Below are 19,489 nucleotides of genomic sequence, written 5' to 3' on the forward strand. Positions count from 1 at the left end.
TCTCCCGTCTGATTATATGGGCATAGGTCAAAATGGTTCTGGCTTGTTGATGATGAAGTGTAAACCGCTGTCGCAACCTAGTCGGCCTGTCCATGCGCAAAGAGATTGCAATCATGCCGCGGCAGCGCATGCGGCTGGCGTGCAATGTCCTTGGCATCAATATCACGCGGTTCGACATTGAAGGAAAAATCCACGCTGTTTTCGCGCAAAAGCATGACCGTGTGCGCATCGAACGAGTGAAACCCGCCATAGGGATGGCAATAGCTGCGCATATCCTGCGATCCGACTGTCTGCTCGATCCAGCCAAGCGACCCAGCGATCTCCTTGGCCTGCTCTGCAACAGAAAGCTTGCTCATGACCGGGTGCGATACAGTATGCGCGCCGATCATCATACCCGCATTGCCCATCTCTGCCAGCGCGGCGGGCGGAACATAAAAGCTGTCGGGCGCAAAGACTGTCCCAAAATCGCGGGCGACTTGGTCGATCACATCCCGTCTGTAGCGCTCATCGATGAAATAATTCAGCAGGCGTTTGAATTCGGACACACCGGGACGGTTGATCTGCGCGGCATAGGTGGCGTCGCGAAACTCGGACCGCTTGGCATGCGGGATCATGTCCTCCGTCACCAATGCTTGCGCATGGGCCCAAAGGTCTTCGCCGTCATGCGCGCCGCAAAGCAGATGGATACGGTGCACATTCAGCAACCCGGCGCCGGTGTAAGGCCCGGTCGGAACGTAGAAAATCCCCCATAGCCCCCGCGCCATCAATTCAGGGAACACATGCGTATAATGGCAAGACATTGCGTCATCAAACGTCAGAATCACCTTGCCAGTGTCGGCGGGCATTTGCCCCAAACGCACATACGCTGCCCATTCGGCACGGGTGACAAACCCAAATTCGCGCGCGAATATATCCAGTTGCTTTCGAAAATTGGTAATGTTCAGAAACCGGAAATTCGGCATTGCCGGGTCAAAATCGCGCACATAATGATACATTATGGCCTTCATGCGCCCTGCCCTTTCCCAAGAGCCGGGTTCTTGACAAGCTGCGGCCAGTCGGTGCCGGGATCGTCCAGCGCGCGCTCGACCAGGCCAGATCCGAATTGATCATAGAGCGCCCGACACGCGCGCGCATCGAAATCTGCGTTCCGAAAGAGCCGCCCTTCAGCCTGCACCGGATCGGGTATCGTGACCCGGTCGAACGCCGCGATCAGATCGGCATAGACCTGCGTCATCTGCCGGATCAGTCGATTGCCAATGCTGTGCGGGCTGTCACCCAGCGCCAGCACGGCGCGAATCTGGTGCAGCACCGGCCCGGTGTCGATGCCCGCATCAATTTGCATGAAAGTCGCGCCGACCATATGCGGACGTCCTTCGATCAGCGGCCAGATATTCGTGCCGCTTCCGCGATACCAGGGCGACAGCCCAAGATGCACGTTCAGGAAGCGGCCGGCAAATCGATCAAGCAACACACCCCGGACCAAAGAGGCACCATAGCACACCAGAAGATCGGGTTGCGCGTCGAGAACACGGGCCACAACCGTTTCGGTGTTCACATCGCCTTTTGGCACGCGCAGCACATTGGGGGCATCTGGCAGATAGTGCACGGTCTCTGCGAAGAAATCCTCCTCTGCCCTCTGCCGGGCGGCGGCATGGCGCTGTTGCAACTCTGACGCGTCAGGGTCGCGCGCAAGCCGCGCCGACAGCCCCTTTTCGGCCCCTTCGCAGACCGCCAACACAACCGTGAAGCGCGGGTCTTGGGCAAGCCTGCGGGTGAAATACCGATGGCGCAATTCATCCCCGGTCAGGATGACAATTCGGCGACCTGTCATGAAATCCGATGTCCTCTTGTTGCCGAACAGATGCCCGAGGCGATTTACCGTGGAAAATGCAGAATGGGTATGCCATTGATATGACATATGTGGCTCGTGGTGAACAGGTGCCGTCGCCCTGTTTCAGATTGAAGAACAATGATTTTATGCCGTGTTTTATGGCGAGAGGTAGTCCTGCATGTCATGGTATAGCAAGCTGGCCTGGAAAGAGGGGTTGCTGCTGCAACCGCACCACCTGCAACAGCAGGACCGCTATCTTGAAAAACTGATAGAGACACGCAGCCGCCACATAACCCCTTACCCGTGGGGGTTTTCGACGCTCGAAATTGACAGCGACCTGTCAGAGCGCAACCTGTTCGGCTTGCGCCGTGCTGCGGGGATCATGCCCGACGGGCTGCCCTTTGATTGCGCCTTGTCAGAATTGCCGACCCCGGTCATCGTGCCCGAGAATGCCGAAGGCAAACTGGTCTGGCTGACGCTGCCAAATGCAGAGGCCAATAAGCGCGAAATTGGTCTGGATGACGAGGACAGCCGCGCCACGCGCTACCGGCTGGACAAGGAAAGCGTTGCCGATAGCGCCGCCAGCATGCGGCTGGAGCAAGACGTGGAAATTGCGCATCCCCGGCTTGGGCTGGATGTGCGCGCCACCCCGAAACCCGGATTCGCCTGCATGGCGATTGCCCGGATTGTAGAGGTGCGCGACAAGACCATCCTGCTGGACCCCGGCTTTGCCCCGCCCGTGCTGGTCTGCGGCGCGCATCCGGTTGTGGCCGGGTGGCTGGACCGCGTGATCGGTTGGGTCGAAACCCGCCTTGCGACGCTGGCGCGCTATGCCGCCGACCCCGGTTCGGGGGGCGGCCTGCAGGCGCAAGACTATTCCATGCTGCTTTTGTTGAACCGCGAAATCGGGCATTTGCGGCATTTGCGCGGGTCGCGCTATGTTCACCCGGAACGGCTGTATCTGGCGCTGCTCCAACTGTCGGGCGAGTTATGGACATTCGACCCCTCGCGCCTGTGCCCGGAATATCCGGCTTATGACCATGATGCGCTGGAGCCCAGCTTCTCGCCAGTGTTGCGTGACATTCAACGGCTGCTCAGCCGCGATATCAGCCGCGCCGTGCGTCTGGACCTGCAACAGCCGGTGATGAATTCCTACATCGCCACGGTGCCCGACCGCGCCTTGTTCCGCGATGCGGCCTTCGTGATAGAGGTGTCCGCCGACCGCCCATTGGGGCAAATTCAAAGCCAGTTCCCAAGCCTGTGCAAGGTTGGCCCAAACACCCGCATGAAGCAGATCGTCGAAAGCAACCTGCCCGGTCTGGAACTGGTGCATATGCCGACACCGCCCAGCCAGATCAGGGCCGTCACCAGCCATGTTTATTTCAAGATCGACAAACGGTCCGAGCTATGGCGCGAGTTTTCGACCGCAGCGGCGATCGGGCTGCATTTCGCCGGTGACTGGCCGGAACTGGAGCTTGAAATCTGGGCCATCATGGAGACCGCGGCATGAGTGACGACACGCCGGGCAACCCACCGGGCGGCAAGCGCCCCGGACCGCAGCGCACCATGATCGCGCCTTTGCCGGGACGTGGCAAAGCGCCTCCACAAGCCAGCCCGCCACCGCAGCGCAACGCATGGGACTCGGGTGCAGAGCCGCGCAACGCATGGGATAACTCCACAAATGCGGGCGGGTCGGCGTTTGGGGCGGCAGCCCCTCCGCCCGCATCGGGCGCGCGGCCCTTGCCCGGCGCAGGATCACAGCCCCACTCGCCACCCGGCCCACAAGCCGCACCTTGGACGGGGGGCGGCGCGGGGGGCAACGCAGGGGGCTGGCCGGGCACACCCGGCGGGCAGCCTCCCGCCGCTGACCCCTGGAACGCTGGGGGTGCCCCATCCCCCACGCCGCAAGCAGATCAAGGGCAGCACGCCTGGATCGGCAGCAGCCGGGATGCGCAGTTCTTCCCCGGCCTGGGCCGCCCCGAGCAGCAGGCACCGACCCCACAAACGGCGCGGATCTCACTCGACAAGGCTTTGACGGGCGACAGCACCGGCTACAGTGCGGGTAGCAACCCGCTGACCTCTGCCGCCGCTGGCCTGCTGATCCTGCTGGGTCGGTTGCGTAGCCAGGTGGTCGAAATGAACGCCGTCCCGCTCATGACGCATGTCGCGCAGGTGCTGGAAGGGTTTGATCGCCGCGCCGTAGAGGCCGGCGCCGACCCGCAAGACGCGCTCGTGGCGAAATATGTGCTAAGCGGCACAGCAGATGACATCGTTCAAAACCTGCCCGGCACGGATCGCGACATCTGGATTCAATACTCGATGGAAGCGCGGTTCTTCAACCGGCGCACCTCTGGCGTCGGGATTTTCGAGGAAATCGACAAGGCGCTGATGGATGCCCATCGCAAGTATCACCTGTTGGAGTTGATGCTGACGGCGCTTTATCAGGGCTTTGAAGGCAAGTTTCGTGGCGCGCCCGGCGGCGATGTCGACCTGCAACAAAAACGCCGCCAGATATACGAGACGTTGCGCCATGTCCGGGCTCGGCCTGATGATGACATCTCGCCACAATGGCAAGGCGTGCAAGCGCGCCCGCTTTACCAACGGCGTCAGGTGCCGCTTTGGGTGGTCGCAAGCCTTGTGCTGGCGCTGCTGAGCGGCGGCTATATCGGGATGAGAATGTATCTGGCCGATGTGTCGGGCAGTCTCAGCACTGATATGCGCGGCCTGCACCCGCGCGAAAAACTGGCGCTGCTGCATGTCAGCATCTTGCCCGACCTGCCGCCAGAACCCGAACCCTATGTGCCGCCTGTGTTTGACACACCCGGACAGCTTGACCGCATCCGCACGGCATTATCCTCCGAGATCGGCGCAGGCAGCCTCAGCGCCGAAACCCGTGGCAACTTCATTGCCGTGACCGCCAATAATCTTGTGCTGTTCGATTCTGGCAGCGCAGACGCACGGGCTGAATTCCAGCCTATAGCGCAGCGCATCGCCGCCATGCTGGAAGTCGAGCCGGGTGCGGTGCAGGTGGTAGGGCACACAGATTCGGTGCCGCTTTCGGGGCGTGGACGGTTCAAGAACAATCAGGAACTGTCTGTCGCCCGCGCGCAATCTGTGGCCAACATGATCCTGCCCGCCTTGTCCAGCCCAGAGCGTTTGACGGTGGTCGGACGCGGCGAGGACGACCCCATTGCGGATAACGCAAGCGCCGACGGGCGCGCGGAAAACCGGCGGGTCGAGATCCTGATCCAGCGCGAAGACACCTGACGGGAAGCCATGTCATGAAGAATATTTTGCTTGCCGCTTTGGTTGTCCTTGGGCTTTTGGCCTTTGCACTTGCCGTCTGGTTTGGGGGACCGCTTCTGGGGTTCGCTGACAATTACCCGCTGGAAGGGCTTTGGGCACGGATTATCACCATTGCCGTGGTCTGGTCCATCGTCGCCGGGGTCTACACCTTCAAATGGTGGCGCAAGCGCCGTGCCGAAGCCGCGCTAGAAGAGGCAATCGCACCAGCGGGCCAAACCGGAGATGGCGAGGTTCTGGGCGAGAAGATGCACGAGGCGCTGGCGGTGCTGCGCCAGTCCTCCACCTCTTCATCCTACCTGTATGACCTGCCGTGGTATGTCATCATCGGCCCACCCGGCGCGGGCAAAACCACCGCGCTTTTGAATTCCGGGGTGAATTTTCCGCTGGCAGAGAAAACCGGCGGGGCCATGCCCGGCGCCGGGGGCACCCGCTATTGCGACTGGTGGTTTGCCGAAGAAGCCGTGATGATCGACACCGCCGGGCGCTACACGACCCAAGACAGCGACGAGGCCGCCGACCGCGAAAGCTGGGCTGCCTTTCTGGACCTGCTGAAACGGCAACGTCCGCGCCAGCCCGTGAACGGGGTGATTGTTGCCATCAGCCTGGAGGATTTCCTGACTGGCAGCGACGCGTTGCTGGACGAGCATATCGCTGCCATCCGCGCCCGGCTGGTCGAACTGCACGATGTGTTCCGCATTGATGTTCCCGTCTATGTGCTGTTCACCAAGGCCGATCTGATCGCGGGGTTCGAAGAATTTTTCGGCAGTTTCAGCGCCGTGCGACGGCAGAAAGTCTGGGGCACCACATTCCGGGCCGCACGCGGCGAGCCGGTCTTGCCACAGTTCGCGCCGCAATTCGATGCGCTTGTGTCGCGTCTGTCGGACGAGGTGACAGACCGCATGAATGAAGACCCCAACGGGTTGTCCCGGATCGCAATTTTTGGCTTTCCGGCACAGGTGGCCATGTTGAAGGACCGGATCGCGCATGTTCTGGATGGGGTGTTCAGCGCCACGCGTTACAAGGTGAATGCCACGCTGCGTGGGTTTTACTTTACATCCGGCACGCAGGAAGGCACGCCCATCGACCAAATTCTGGGCGCGATGGAACGCAATTTTGGCACCGGTCCGATTGCAGCAGGTGGCGCTTCGGGGCGCGGCAAAAGCTATTTCCTGCATGACCTGTTGCGCCGGGTGATCTTCGAGGAAGCCGGCTGGGTCACGCAAGACAGCCGCGCCGTGCGGCGCGAGGCGGTGCTGCGCTATGGCACCATGGCGGTTATTGTGGGGCTGGCGCTGTGGCTGGGGGGCATGTGGACCAACAGCTTCTACCAGAATTACCAATTGGTGCAGAATGCGCGCGCAGAAATCGCCCAATATGAAACCCGCGCGGCCGGAGAACTCGAGCGCACCGAGATCAACGATACAGAGTTGCTGGACGTTCTGCCGCTTTTGTCGGACCTGCGCAGCCTGCCGCTGGGCTATACCGACCCGGAGGCGGACGAAGTCGGCTTGCTGGAACGCTTCGGGCTAAGCCAGCGCGCGGCAATCGCGGCAAGTGCGCGCGCCGCCTATCGCGACGGGTTGGAGCGCATGTTGCGGCCACGGCTGATTCTGGGAATGGAGCAGCGGATCGCAGAGGACATCTCGACCAATAATCGCCTGTCGCTGTATGAAACGCTCAAGGTCTATAAACTGCTGGGCCATGCCGCCCCCGCCCCCGATGATGCGTTCCTTGTCGCTTGGATCACCAGCGATTGGGCGCAAGACCCTGCGCTGCGCGGTGCCGGCCCGTTGCGTGCGGCGCGCGACGAGCTTGAAGACCACCTTTGGGCGATGCTGGATCTGTCGGCCACGCAATCACAGGCGCGGGTCGATTTGAACGGGGCGCTGGTATCGCGCGCCGAACAGATCCTGTCGCTGATGGATCTGGAAGATCAGGCCTGGCTTTTGGTCATGGGCGCAGGCGGCCCGATGGATATGGAACCGTTCAATGTCGGATTGCGCGCGGGGCCGGATGCCGATCTGGTGTTCGAGACCCGCGACGGGCGCGCTCTGAATGAGTTGATTGTCGCGCCGATCTATACCTACCAAGGCTTTCACGATTATTTTCTGCCGCGCCTTGCAGAGGTTGCAACCAAGCTGGAAACCGAACAATGGGTAATGGGAACCCGCGCCGAAGCTGCCGATGTTTCGGGAGAGTTGCGCCGTCTGGGCGCCCCACTGATGAACCGTTACGCTCTGGAATTCAGCCGCGTCTGGAGCGAAACGCTCGATAATCTGCAATTACGCCCGTTATCCGCCGACAGTCCGCAATATCTGGCGCTGAACACCGCATCCGACCCGCGTCAATCGCCCATCCTGAAGCTGGTGCAGGCCGTGAACGACACCACGCGCCTGACGGCCGGGTTCAATGAGGATGGCGGTTTTGGGGCCGGGCTGGGTGGTGCGCTGGGTGAGGGCGAGTTGGGCGAGCGCGCCAATGCCGCAACCGGGGTCGTGGGCGAGGCGCTGCTGCGCCGGGCGCGCGAACGGGCAACCGGGCTGGGCCAAATTGGCTTCGACATTTTGCAAACCCAGCGCAGTCAAGGTCGAGCCGGGGGCGGCGCGCCCGAAGCGGCCCTGCCCGGCGCCAATGTCGAAGCGCAATTCAGCCGCTGGCATGACCTTGTGCAGGATGGCGGCGACGGACGCCCGATTGACGTGGTGCTGCGGGATTTGCAGGAAATCTACCGGCTTTTACTGCAATCCACGACCGGATTGGGCATTCCCGACCGGCTTGGACAGGAATTGGGGACGCAAGCGGCCCTGCTGACGCGCCATGCTTCGCGGATGCCGCCGGCGCTATCGCGTATGATCCTGCAAGCCGCCGAGGAATTCGCCGGCGGGGCGGCAGACACCACGCTTGCGGCGTTGAACGAACGGCTTAACCGAGAGGTGACGCAGGTTTGCGAAGCATTGGTGCCGGACAGCTACCCATTCTCTGGCAATTCGAACCGCGACCTGTCATTGGCGGAATTCGCGCGGCTTTTTGCTCCGGGCGGTGTGTTCGACCGTTTCTTCAACGAGGCTCTGGCCCAGCATACCGACCTTAGCAGCAACGACTGGCAATGGCGCCGCGACAGTCGCCTTGGCGCGCAGATGTCACCGGCCACTTTGGCGCAGTTCCAGCGCGCTGCCGCGATCCGCGATGCGTTCTTCCCCAGCGGATCGGGCATTCCCGGTTTCGATCTGACGGTGCGGCAGACCGCGCTGTTCCCCGAAGCGGACAGTGCGCTGCTGGAGATTAACGGGCAGATCATCCGAACCCAACAGCAGGGGTCTTTGCCGCAGACGCTGTTCTGGCCCTCCGGCGGGAATGGCTCTGCCTCTGTGCAGATCGGCCCCGAACTGATCGGACGCGAAAACGAAATGCGCGTGCAGCCCGGCCCTTGGGCGCTGATGCGGCTTATCAACCGGGGGAATCCGCGGCCATCCGGGTCGTCGGTGGCAACACGCCTTGATATCGGCGGTCGTTATGTCGCCTATTCATTCACGGCATCCAGCGCGCGCAATCCGTTTTTCCTGCGCGAATTGTGGGATTTCCGTTGCCCAAGGGGGTTGTGATGGACGACACGAAGAAGACCGGTCCGGCGACCACAGCCACCGAGACGGCAGAGCATGCGGCGTCTGAGGTTGAGCCATTAAACAACCAAAACGACACTCTGGTAGGTGCAGACGAGACGCCCTCCGCCGAGGATGGGCCAGAGACGGCGCCACCCTCGGGCGCAAAAGATGACGCGGGGGACGATGAAGGCGATGATGAGGGCGACAGCTCTGCCCCCATTTTGGAAAAGACGGTGGATGAAGACCCCGCCGCGCCTTTGGACACGGAACCGCCCGCGACGCCTGACCCCGACACAGACGCACTATCCGACACCCCAAGCCCGGAAACACTTCCGCCGCGTGCTTCGGCTCAGGTGGGCTTGTTCGGGAAACTGCCCATGCGCGGCGATTTCATCACCCGGCAAATGCCGAGTAGCCTGTCACGCCCGTTCGAGGATTGGCTGATCCCGCTGGTTCAGGATACGCGCGCCACGCTGGGCGCTGACTGGTCGCGCATCTGGCACTCCGCCGGAGCCTGGAATTTTTGGCTGGGTGGCGACGTGTTTCAGGGTAGCTGGCAAAAGGACATGCGGGGCGGTTCCGGCTTTGCCGGTGCGTCGATGGGCGTCTTGCAGCCCTCTGCCGACAAGCACGGTCGCGATTTTCCGATCGTGCTGCTGCTGGCCGATAGCCAAAGCCGAATTGTGCCGCCCCCGGTTGTCAGCCCGCCAGACACAGAGTGGTATGTGATGTGTCAGCAGTTCGTCCACAGGGCGCGCGCGGATCAGGACATGACACGGCTTGAAGCCGCGCTTGCCGCCCTGCCTGCGCCACGGGTGCCGCTTGGGGCCGAAGATATGGCACCGCTACTGGAAAGCCGCGCGCTTTGGGCCGAAGGGTCGGGCGATGTCTGGAACGATATCGCGCGCGCTGACCATCAGCTTGCCGCAGGTAGCCGCAGCTATTGGTGGCAAGATGGCGGCAGCGTGCTTAGCCTTGTCGGGCTGCCAGATGCCGACACATTCGCCTTCATGCTGTCGCATGGACAACCGGCCCCGGCCACAGCCGGGCCAGATGCCGACGGTTCGGCCCACCCATGACACCAGATTTGCCAGACAGGAAATATATTCGATGACCAATCCGATCTACCGTTTCGAAAGTGGCTCGCTCACTCATAGCGGATGTGTCCGTGACCATAACGAAGACCGCTTTCTTGCGGCGTCCGATCAGGGGCTTTGGGTGGTCGCGGATGGTATGGGCGGTCATTTCGGCGGCGATATCGCCGCGCAGATTGTTGTCGATCAGTCCGCAACCGTGCAACGCGCGATCACAGCTCCCGACCTGCAAGCCCGGTTCGAAGACCGCATCCTGCGCGCCAATGATGAAATCCGCGCCCATTCGGCACGCAATGACAATGCCATGATCGGGGCGACTCTGGCTGCTGTGCTGGTGCATGACGACAGCTTTGCCGCAATCTGGTGCGGCGACAGCCGTGTCTACCTGCTGCGCGACGGCACTCTGCACCAGTTGACCCGCGACCATACCGAAGCCCAGGAATTGCTGGACCAAGGCACGATCACGGCCGAGCAAGCCGCCAACTGGCCGCGCAAGAATGTCATCACCCGCGCAATCGGTGTGCAAGAAGACATCCAACTGGACCATGAATTCGGCGCATTGCAGGACAGGGACATCTTTCTGTTGTGTTCGGATGGGCTGACGGGTCATATCGAGGACCATGAGATTGCCGACGCGCTTAAAGGCCGCTCGGCCCAATCAGCCTGTGATCTTCTGGTGCAAATGACGCTGGATCGTGGGGCTACGGATAATGTGACGGTGGTTGCAGTGCGCTGCGGGCTGAAAACGCTGGTAACAGGACAAGGCGCTGGCAGCATGGCGTGGAAAGGGTAACAAGATGGCTTCAATGCCCCCGGAAGACCCGCCAGAGACGCCCGGCCCTACCCCGCCGCAAAGCCCAAGGCGCAACACTTATGTCACGCGCAGCCCGATCCAGCTAAGTGCCGGAACCCTGCTGATCGGCACCTACGAATTGCAGGAGCACATCAATACCGGCGGGATGGGTGAAGTCTATCGCGGCGTCAATATCCACAATGACGAGGTGGTGGCGATCAAGATCGTCCTGCCCGCGCTGGCGCATGACGAGAAGATCCTGTCGCTGTTCCAGAAGGAATCGACCGTTCTGCGCCGAATTTCGCATGATGCCATTGTGCGCTACGAGGTGTTCACCATCGACCCGGACATTGCTCGTCCGTGCCTTGTGATGGAATATGTCGACGGGCCATCCCTGAATGACATGATGGACCTTGGCCCCATGCCGACGGCAGACGTGTTGCGGCTGTTGCGGCGCCTGGCCGAAGGGCTGGATGTGGCGCATCGCGCAGGGGTGGTGCATCGTGATCTGTCGCCGGATAACGTAATCCTGCCCGACCGCAGCGTGCTGCGTGCCAAGATCATCGATTTCGGGATCGCAAAGGCAACCACACCGGGCGGTCGCACCCTGATCGGCGGTCAGTTCGCCGGCAAGCCGGGATATGTCGCGCCCGAACAACTTGGCCTGTATGATGGCGTGGTCAGCGGTCAGGCAGATATTTACAGCCTTGGCCTGATGGCCGCCGCCACCGCGATGGGTCGGCCCATCGACATGGGCGACAGCCCCGCCGCCGCCGTTCTGGCGCGTGCCACGGTGCCTGACCTGTCGGCCCTGCCAGAGGATTTGCGCCCTCTGTTCAACTGGATGCTGCAACCCGATCCGGCAGAACGGCCCGCAAGCATGGCCGATGTCATCGACTATCTGGACAGTCTTGCGCCTGTTGCGCCCATGCGCAGCCAACCGCCGGGTAGCCAACCGCCGCGCAGCATGCCACCGGCAAGCGCGCCGCCCGTCGCCACGCCAGAGCCTTCGGCCGCGCCTTCGGGCGTAGCGCAATCGACCTCTGCCGAACTGGGCTCCAGCCCTTTTGGCCCAGCCCCAACACATGCGGCGCCATCGCGCCCGCCCTCGCCCGCACCGGCCAAGGGAAAAGGCGGGATGATCGGCATCGTTGCCGCAATTGCAGTTGCACTTGGCGCCGGGGGCGCATGGTATGCGGGCATTTTGGGTGGTGGACCCGGCGCGCCTGTATCGGAAGCGGCAATCAGCACATCCCCGACACCAGAGCCCCCGGCCCCGCTGGATGTGGCCGCAGCACGCGCTTGGCTGAACAGCCAGAGCCCCACGCTTGGCGCCTGCCATTGGTTGCCGCGCTTGCGCGAGGCCGACGGTGTGGACGGGTTAACCGCCTATGCCAGCACCGCCCGCGACCTAGAGGCGATGCGCAGCGCCTTTGCGGACAGGTTCGGCCAGACACTTGACCTGCGAATGGTTGCGGTGTCGGCGCAGCAATGCGCGACATTGGATGCCCTTGCCGCGCTGGATGCACGGCGCAGCCTGGATGGTAGTGCTGATCTGCAAATCCGTGGCTTGCCCGACAGTCTGCCCGCCGATGCGCAAGCCCTGTCAGGCCAGCTTGCCCCAGCGCGCGATGCGGCTTTTTTCATGATCGACCCTTCTGGGCAAATTCAGAATATCGCCGCGTCCCTGACCGAAGCCGGAACTTTCGAGATTTCCCAAACCCGGTTGCGCCGCCTTGGCGCGGCACCCGATGGCACAGGCGCACCCGCCTTGATGGTGCTGGCGCTGCACGGGGCCGGGACAGATTCCATCCGGCGTTTGATACCTGAAAACGCAATCCTGCCAAGCGCGCAGGCTGGCGATTTCTGGACCTTCCTTGTGCAGGCGCTGGACCAGCCGGATAAATCCCTGAGCATCGGGGTTAAGACCGTTCTGCTGCCCTGATAGTGGCGGACATGCCTGCGCCGCTACAGGCGCAGGAACCCTTCCGACACGTCAAAGACAGCTTTCATGTCGAACACCACACCACCGGGCTGCGCCAGACCGCGCAGCCAGTCGGCCCCCTGCGCCCGGAATTCGCCATGCGCGACCGCCATCAGCACCCCGTCATAGTCCGGGGACTGGGGCAAGTCCGACAGGGTCAGCCCGTATTCGCGCGCGGCCTCTGCCCGGTCGGCATGCGGATCATGCACATCGACAGAAACACCGTATTGTTCCAGCTCACCTACCACGTCGATAACGCGGGTGTTGCGCAGGTCGGGGCAATCTTCCTTGAAGGTCAGGCCCAGCACCAGAACGCGCGCGCCGCTGATAGGCCGCCCAGCCCGCGCCATCGCCTTGACAAGCTGCCCTGCGACATGCGCGCCCATCCCGTCATTGATGCGCCGTCCGGCCAGAATGACCTGCGGATGGTAGCCCAAGGCTTCTGCCTTATGGGTCAGGTAATAAGGGTCCACTCCGATGCAATGACCGCCAACCAGGCCGGGGCGGAACGGCAGGAAATTCCATTTCGTGCCAGCAGCTTTCAGCACCGCATCGGTATCAAGACCCATACGTTCAAAGATGATCGCCAACTCGTTGATAAGCGCAATATTCAGGTCGCGCTGCGTGTTCTCGATAACTTTCGCAGCCTCTGCCACGCGAATGGACGGGGCCAGATGCGTGCCTGCGGTGATGATCCGTGCATAAAGCGCGTCCACCGCCTGCGCGACCTCTGGCGTAGAGCCGGACGTGACCTTGGCGATATCGGGCAAACGATGCGCGCGGTCGCCGGGATTGATGCGTTCGGGGCTGTAGCCGCAGAAGAAATCCTTGTTAAAGCGCAGGCCCGAGACACGCTCCAGCACCGGCACGCAGTCTTCTTCGGTAGCGCCGGGATAGACGGTGGATTCGTAGATCACGATGTCGCCGCGTTTCAGCGCCCGTCCCACGGTTTCGGACGCACGCACCAGCGGCGTCAGGTCGGGGCGTTTATGTGCATCAATCGGGGTGGGAACGGTGACAATGAAGATGCCGCAGTCTGCCAGATGCGTAGGATCGTCCGTCACCTCCAGCCCCGTTGTGGCGGTCAGGTCTTCGGTGCTGATCTCTCCGGTGGCATCATGGCCGGCACGCAGCGCCGCCACGCGATGCGGGTTCACGTCAAAGCCCAGCACGGAATGATCGCGCCCAAATTCCACCGCCAGCGGCAGACCGACATAGCCAAGGCCGATCACAGCGATCCGGCGTTGCGCAAAGCCGTCAAGATCAGACACGGAAATAATCCTTATACCAGTCGACGAAACCGGCGATGCCCTTGTCGATGCCGGTTTGCGGTTTGTAGCCGGTCAGGCGCTGCAACAGATCCGCATTGGCCCATGTCGCGGGCACATCCCCCAATTGCATGTCCATGTAGTTGCGGATCGCCTTCTGACCCAACTCTCGCTCCAGCGCGTCAATGAAGTCCTCCAGCCGGACCTTGTCGGAATTGCCGATATTGACCACGCGCCATGGGGCGACGGGGCTAAGGCTATCGCCTTCGACCGCCGTATCCGGACCACCCGGAACCGCGTCGATCAACCCGCGAATGCCGCGCACAAGGTCGGTCACATAGGTGAAATCGCGGAACATGTTGCCGTGGTTGTAAATGTCGATGGGCTTGCCTTCGAGGATGCCCTTGGTGAATTTGAACAGCGCCATATCGGGACGCCCCCACGGGCCATAAACCGTGAAGAAGCGGAACATGGTGGTGGGCTGGCCATTCACATGCGCCCAGGCATGCGACAGGCTTTCGGTGGCTTTCTTGGTCGCGGCATAGATGGTCAGCGGCGTGTCGGTTTTCTGGTCCTCGCCAAAGGGCATTTCGGTATTCGCGCCATAGACCGAACTGGTGGCCGCCATCAGAAGGTGCCCGGTGCCAACAGCGCGAGAGGCTTCCATGATGTTGAACGTGCCGACGATGTTGGAATCAATATAGGCGCGCGGGTTTTCAAGGCTGTAGCGCACCCCGGCCTGTGCCGCGAGGTGGATGACCGCATCGGGCTTTGGCCCGCCTTGCATGGCGGCCATAACACTGCCCATATCTTCCAGCTGGGCGACATGCGCCTTGAAGCCGTCAAAACGCGCAAGCCGGGCATGGCGCGCCTCTTTCAGGGCGACATCGTAATAATCGGTCAAGCCATCATAGCCGGTGACCTGCCAGCCTTCTGACAGCAACAATTCTGCCAGATGGTAGCCGATGAAACCGGCAGTGCCTGTGATGAACGCGTGGCGTGTGCTGGACATATTCCCTCCACTTGGGTGGGGCCCGCGTGCCCCTTGGCATGGCGTCTTGGTTGCCTTACCGCCCTGCCATGAGCGCGAAGCGACAGCAACCGTAACAGGGTCTTACGCGGGGGCGTGCAGAACTTCCATTCCTATCTGACATGCTCTGCCGATAGTTGCGCACGCTGCACGCACATTGCCTTCACCTTGACCGGGTATGGTCCGATTTGCCCGCGCTGCAGACCTCTGCTGCACCGCTTTTTTGCAAAAGGATGACCCCGATGGCCAACCCCTTGTCAAACCGCGCCCTGCCGCTCAGCGGTCCGGCAACCGATATCGCGCCGATCACCCCCGATGACGCCAATGACCTGCCTGATATCGCAATGGCGCTTTATGTCGAAACCGGAGGCGCGATCTCTGTTGTCACGGCGCGCGGGCAGACCCGCACGCTTGCGGTTGCGGATTATGCAATCCTGCCCGTTGCCGTGCGCCGGGTGCGCGCCACGGGCACCACGGCGACGGGGTTGCACGCGCTGGTGCTGGCATGAGAGTGACCACCGACCTGTCCTTGCTCAGTCGGCCCATGCGGCCGCGGATGGCCACAACCGCACCGCCACCGCCACCACCGACGGGCAGTTTCGACAATTTCGCCATGCGGGTTGATGCCTCGGCCCCGGCGGTTCTGTTTTCCGACAGCGCCGCGACCCAACCCGCCGCGGTTGGACACTCCGTGGCACATGTCGCGGACCTGTCGGGACTAAGCAATCATGCGACACAGCCGATTGTCGCGGCCCGTCCCGTCGCCCGGCAATCCGGTGCGCTGTCCTGGCTGGAATTCGATGGGCTGGATGACCGCATGGTGCTTGCCGCTGACCCGTCCTGGCGGGGCACAGATATGTCGATCATGATGGTCGTGCGTTTGCAGGCGGCCAATTCCCCGGGAGCACGCGTGATCGCGGGGGGGGTAGATGGCTCCTATGTTGCGCTGTATCAGAACGGCAGCACCAGCACCGCGCTTGGCCAAGGCAATGCGCGCTACGCCAACGGGGCATTCATCACCGGCACAACCCGAGGCGATCTATATACCGCATGGGTGCGCGACGACTGGGTCATAGTTGAAGTCGCGGGCGTCAATTTCTCCGAGGCGATCTTCAATTCAGGCGTGCAATTTCCCGGATGGCGCAGCGACTCGAACCTTGCCAATTGCGAGATTGCCGAGGTGCTGATCCTGTCGACCGCTGATGCCGATACCAACCGCGCCGATATTGTCGCGGCCCTCACCGCCAAATTCGGGATTACACCATGACCGATACAAGCATGACACTGGCCTGCCCCGAAAACCGGATTGCCGATGCCAATAACCTTGCAATGGTGCTTGGCGAAGGACCGCTGGACGAACACACATTTGGCACGGCCCGGTGGCAGACTGCGCAAGGCGCGCGCTATGCGCTCGCCCGGTTCGAACCCGCACATTGGTGGCAGGATGTCTTGGTAAAACAACTGGTTCGACCGGTTTGGGACAGCCTCCCCTATAAGGTAAACATGGCAGGTGCGCAGCGTGCGCAGGATTGTTTGCTGGAATGGCAGATCGGCTTCGCGGAAAACCCCCAATTGCCCGACGGCCAGATCCTGATGCTCCATGCGCTATCCGTGGCCGACGTGTTGAACAGGTTGGGCCTTGACCAAATTGACCCATCCCAAGCCTAACAGATTGGCGCGCTTGCAAGGAACGCCTGCATTTGCCAGATTACACAGAGCATGAACACAAACCCGATCCCAGTTCCGCCAATCCCGAATGGCGCAGTCTTGCGCCTGACATTGTCGGCACTCGCGATCATGGCGGCGACAAGCCCGGCATTTGCAGATTTCAGGCTGTGCAACGACAGTTTCGACGTATTGAACGTAGCCGTCGCCCGCGATCCCGGTGGGGGGTTCCGGTCGGAAGGCTGGTGGACTGTTGCACCGAACCGTTGCGCCGTGCTGTTGAGAGGCGATATAGACGCGCGCTACCTCTATCTGCATGCGATTGACGTGTTTAATCAACCTGTTCTGGACGGCACGATCCCGTTCTGTGTGGCCGAAACGGGCTTCAGCATACAGGGTGAACAAGATTGCTGGGCGCGCGGACATATAGAGGCCGGCTTCATCGAAATTGACACGCTCAGCGCAACGGACTGGACGGCCTTTGTCAGCGAAACCGGCGCTGAGTAACAGTCTGAAATGCAGCTTTGCTCAGCGCGCTCTCTGAACATCATTCTGTCACGCGATGGACGCAAAAAAACCCGGCCTCTGACCAGAGACCGAGTTTTTGTTGATCTGGTCCGCGCCGTGACGGCGCAAGACCTATCAGAACTGGAGGCGGAATTGAGCCGTGACGCTCGCGCCTTTCAGATCCTTGTTGAAGCGATAATCAGCGCGAATGTTCGCGTTCATCTGACGAATGCCGGAAGGCGCGGCGCTGAGGACGCGGGCGTAGCTGAGACCCACGCTGAGTTCGCCGAAGGCACCCATAGATTCAGTGGTCAGGGTATCGGTCACACCGCCATTCGTAGCGGTGAACGTCGCCACGCGATCGGAGCTGAAATCGTTATAGATAGTCGCCGTCACAAAAGAGGTCAGAGCAGAATTGCTGGCCTCGTCCACCATCGTACGCCCCATCGTCGCCCCAGCGAAGCCAATGCTGGAATTGTGATCTGCGGGCTGCAAAACACCGGCCGGGAGACCGTTGGCACCGTTGAAGGTCAGCGAACCGCTAGAGGTGCGGCCAATGCCGAAACCGGCAGTCGGAACAATGAACATACCGTTTTCCAGCGCGAAACGGTAGCTGGTCGAACCGCTGAGCTGCGTGGTGTTGGTTGACACCGAGTCATCCAGCCCCAGCGCCACGTTCATGAAGTCGAAGCTGCTGCGCTCATGACGAAGCTGCAATTCGGCAGAGAAGTTGCCCTTCGCTGCATTCACATAAACGCCACCATAGCTTTGTGAGAAATCCGCATCTGTCGTCAGGCCGAAGGAATTGTGCAAAACCGAGCCGCGATTGTGGCCAAACAACACGCCACCAACAATATCCCAACCGCCGTCAAACGCTTCAAAACACCCAAAGTCGAAACCGCCCTGGATCCCTGCAAAGTCGGTTCGCGTAGTGCCCGTTGCAGAAAGGAGATTGCCGTTTGTCGTTGTATCGGATGTCGCGCGCCCGCCGACAGCCCGCGCCCAGCCGCCACGGCTGCAATTGTCAGGCGTATCAAAAGCGATGCCGCTGACGAACGCGCCGCTTGGACGGTTGATGACAGTGCCAACAAGGTTCTGAACCGAGCTGAATGCGCCAACTACGCCACCAATAGCCGGGTTGACCCCGGAAAGCAGCACAATATCGCCATTGGCTGGGTCTGTATCAAGCGTGTAGACGATCGGACCGCGCGTCTGGGGAATACCCCGCATGGTTGCCGTCAGGCTGCCGCCCAATGATGTTCCATCGACCAAAATGACCGGAGCGGATTGAAGCGTGAAGCCACCTGCTTGCGGGTCGAGTTCGATGGTGACGGTACCATCGACCAGTCCACCCACAACCAGCAGGTCGGTGTCGGCAGCGTTCGCAGTCGACAGATCAATGTCCATAACCAGCGTGGTGGACCCGGTCAGGTCGCCGGTTATTGTAAAGGTATCGCCTACAACACCATCATTGAGTTGGATCTCTCCACCGGTGCTGGCAAGGTCGCCGTCAATAGTTCCATTGTCGTTGCCGACAATAAGACCAGTATTGGTGACGATCGGGGCAGTCAGCGTTCGACCGGCCCCAATCGTCAATATTCCATCATTGCCGAACGACCCGGTGACGGTCATGTCACCGCCGGTGACGTTCATGCGCCCGCCCTGCACGTCCACGTTGCCGGTATGGGTCAGCAGGCCCGTCGTAGTGAACGTACCGTTAATCATGGTCAAATCGCCGGTGATTGCCCCTTCGGCGTTAAAAGCGCCGCTGTTCACTGTGGTATCGCCAATGATGGTGCCGTCGGTGGTGATGATACCACCGGTCTGTTCAATATTGCCGGTGATCGTGCCCGAGTTGTTGATCCGCCCGCCATCAACACTGGCAGCTTGTGTGCCGTTCAGGGTCACGTTGGTGTTCACGGCGGCACCAGCTTCGATTGTCAGGGTGCCAAGATTGACCACGGTGTCACTACCATTGATCGACCCGCCAGCTTGGATGGTTGCCGATGAGTTCGTGCCCAGCGTGAGGCCATCATTCAGCGCACCTGCCGAGGTAAGGTTGCCGGTTTCCAACGTAACAGCGCCACCAACGATGCCGGTTGCGCCGACAATCACGGTGGTGGTGGATTGTCCAGCCGCACCAGTGGTGTCGATACCGCCTGCAATGGTGCCATTGTGGGTCACAGTCCCGGTCAACAAGTCAACATCACCGGTCACCTGACCGGTGGCATCAACGGTCAGCGCCGACCCGATGCCATTGATCAGAACATCTCCTAAAAGGGTTGTGGCCGGTGCGACCGTTTGCGTGGCGCCTCCGGTCAGAACGGTCTGCGCCTGTGCGAAGCCGGGAAGGGCCGCCAGAAACACCACAGCAAGGCCAGTGGTGCTTTTCAGGGTCTTGCGCAGAGC

At 61.4% G+C, this 19,489-nt stretch carries 15 protein-coding genes; 10 read left to right on the plus strand and 5 right to left on the minus strand.

The window, feature by feature from the left end; translation table 11 throughout:
* Positions 1–77 precede the first annotated feature (77 nt).
* Together M3N55_RS10535 and M3N55_RS10540 are read right to left on the minus strand one after the other, a co-directional pair.
* The gene (locus M3N55_RS10535; RefSeq protein ID WP_249058623.1) at positions 78–1,007 is read right to left on the minus strand and encodes a polysaccharide deacetylase family protein; all 930 of its coding nucleotides are present in this window, start codon (positions 1,005–1,007) and stop codon (positions 78–80) included.
* The gene (locus M3N55_RS10540) at positions 1,004–1,831 is read right to left on the minus strand and encodes a formyltransferase family protein (RefSeq protein WP_249058624.1); all 828 of its coding nucleotides are present in this window, start codon (positions 1,829–1,831) and stop codon (positions 1,004–1,006) included. Before M3N55_RS10540 ends, M3N55_RS10535 begins: the two co-directional genes overlap by 4 nt.
* Before the next feature lie 178 nt (positions 1,832–2,009).
* On the opposite strand from M3N55_RS10540, the gene tssK reads away from it, so the two are divergent.
* Genes tssK through M3N55_RS10570 form a run of 6 tightly spaced genes read left to right on the plus strand, consistent with a single transcriptional unit; the run spans position 2,010 to position 12,571 of the window.
* A complete protein-coding gene (gene tssK / locus M3N55_RS10545) occupies positions 2,010–3,341 on the plus strand; it encodes a type VI secretion system baseplate subunit TssK (RefSeq protein ID WP_249058625.1) in 1,332 nt (443 codons plus the stop codon).
* Positions 3,338–5,098, plus strand: coding sequence for a type VI secretion system protein TssL, long form (gene tssL / locus M3N55_RS10550; protein ID WP_249058626.1), 1,761 nt, complete (start codon positions 3,338–3,340; stop codon positions 5,096–5,098). The genes tssK and tssL overlap by 4 nt, the downstream gene beginning before the upstream one ends.
* 14 nt (positions 5,099–5,112) lie before the next feature.
* Positions 5,113–8,739, plus strand: a complete 3,627-nt coding sequence (tssM, locus tag M3N55_RS10555; protein ID WP_249058627.1) for a type VI secretion system membrane subunit TssM — start codon at positions 5,113–5,115, stop codon at positions 8,737–8,739.
* A complete protein-coding gene (gene tagF / locus M3N55_RS10560) occupies positions 8,739–9,818 on the plus strand; it encodes a type VI secretion system-associated protein TagF (protein WP_249058628.1) in 1,080 nt (359 codons plus the stop codon). The genes tssM and tagF overlap by 1 nt, the downstream gene beginning before the upstream one ends.
* A 31-nt stretch (positions 9,819–9,849) precedes the next feature.
* Positions 9,850–10,626, plus strand: coding sequence for a PP2C family protein-serine/threonine phosphatase (locus M3N55_RS10565; RefSeq protein WP_249058633.1), 777 nt, complete (start codon positions 9,850–9,852; stop codon positions 10,624–10,626).
* Between the two features lie 4 nt (positions 10,627–10,630).
* The gene (locus M3N55_RS10570) at positions 10,631–12,571 is read left to right on the plus strand and encodes a serine/threonine-protein kinase (protein WP_249058634.1); all 1,941 of its coding nucleotides are present in this window, start codon (positions 10,631–10,633) and stop codon (positions 12,569–12,571) included.
* Between the two features lie 23 nt (positions 12,572–12,594).
* On the opposite strand, the gene M3N55_RS10575 is transcribed toward M3N55_RS10570, so the two are convergent.
* Together M3N55_RS10575 and M3N55_RS10580 are read right to left on the minus strand one after the other, a co-directional pair.
* Positions 12,595–13,881, minus strand: a complete 1,287-nt coding sequence (locus M3N55_RS10575; protein WP_249058635.1) for a nucleotide sugar dehydrogenase — start codon at positions 13,879–13,881, stop codon at positions 12,595–12,597.
* Positions 13,874–14,890: an SDR family NAD(P)-dependent oxidoreductase gene (locus M3N55_RS10580; RefSeq protein ID WP_249058636.1), complete on the minus strand. Its 1,017-nt coding sequence runs from the start codon at positions 14,888–14,890 to the stop codon at positions 13,874–13,876. Before M3N55_RS10580 ends, M3N55_RS10575 begins: the two co-directional genes overlap by 8 nt.
* Positions 14,891–15,150: 260 nt before the next feature.
* Here M3N55_RS10580 and M3N55_RS10585 point away from each other — a divergent pair, with 260 nt between their 5' ends.
* Genes M3N55_RS10585 through M3N55_RS10600 form a run of 4 tightly spaced genes read left to right on the plus strand, consistent with a single transcriptional unit; the run spans position 15,151 to position 17,080 of the window.
* A complete protein-coding gene (locus tag M3N55_RS10585) occupies positions 15,151–15,417 on the plus strand; it encodes a spike base protein, RCAP_Rcc01079 family (RefSeq protein WP_249058637.1) in 267 nt (88 codons plus the stop codon).
* Positions 15,414–16,175 carry a hypothetical protein gene (locus M3N55_RS10590; RefSeq protein WP_249058638.1) on the plus strand — a complete coding sequence of 254 codons (762 nt, stop codon included), beginning with the start codon at positions 15,414–15,416 and terminating at the stop codon, positions 16,173–16,175. Before M3N55_RS10585 ends, M3N55_RS10590 begins: the two co-directional genes overlap by 4 nt.
* The gene (locus M3N55_RS10595) at positions 16,172–16,576 is read left to right on the plus strand and encodes a hypothetical protein (protein ID WP_249058639.1); all 405 of its coding nucleotides are present in this window, start codon (positions 16,172–16,174) and stop codon (positions 16,574–16,576) included. The genes M3N55_RS10590 and M3N55_RS10595 overlap by 4 nt, the downstream gene beginning before the upstream one ends.
* Before the next feature lie 51 nt (positions 16,577–16,627).
* Positions 16,628–17,080, plus strand: a complete 453-nt coding sequence (locus M3N55_RS10600) for a DUF1036 domain-containing protein (RefSeq protein WP_249058640.1) — start codon at positions 16,628–16,630, stop codon at positions 17,078–17,080.
* Between the two features lie 135 nt (positions 17,081–17,215).
* Here M3N55_RS10600 and M3N55_RS10605 read toward each other — a convergent pair whose 3' ends face one another.
* Positions 17,216–19,450 carry a beta strand repeat-containing protein gene (locus M3N55_RS10605; RefSeq protein ID WP_249058641.1) on the minus strand — a complete coding sequence of 745 codons (2,235 nt, stop codon included), beginning with the start codon at positions 19,448–19,450 and terminating at the stop codon, positions 17,216–17,218.
* Positions 19,451–19,489: the final 39 nt, after the last annotated feature.

The sequence above is a fragment of the Roseinatronobacter domitianus genome (genome assembly GCF_023336755.1).
GTDB lineage: Bacteria > Pseudomonadota > Alphaproteobacteria > Rhodobacterales > Rhodobacteraceae > Roseinatronobacter > Roseinatronobacter domitianus.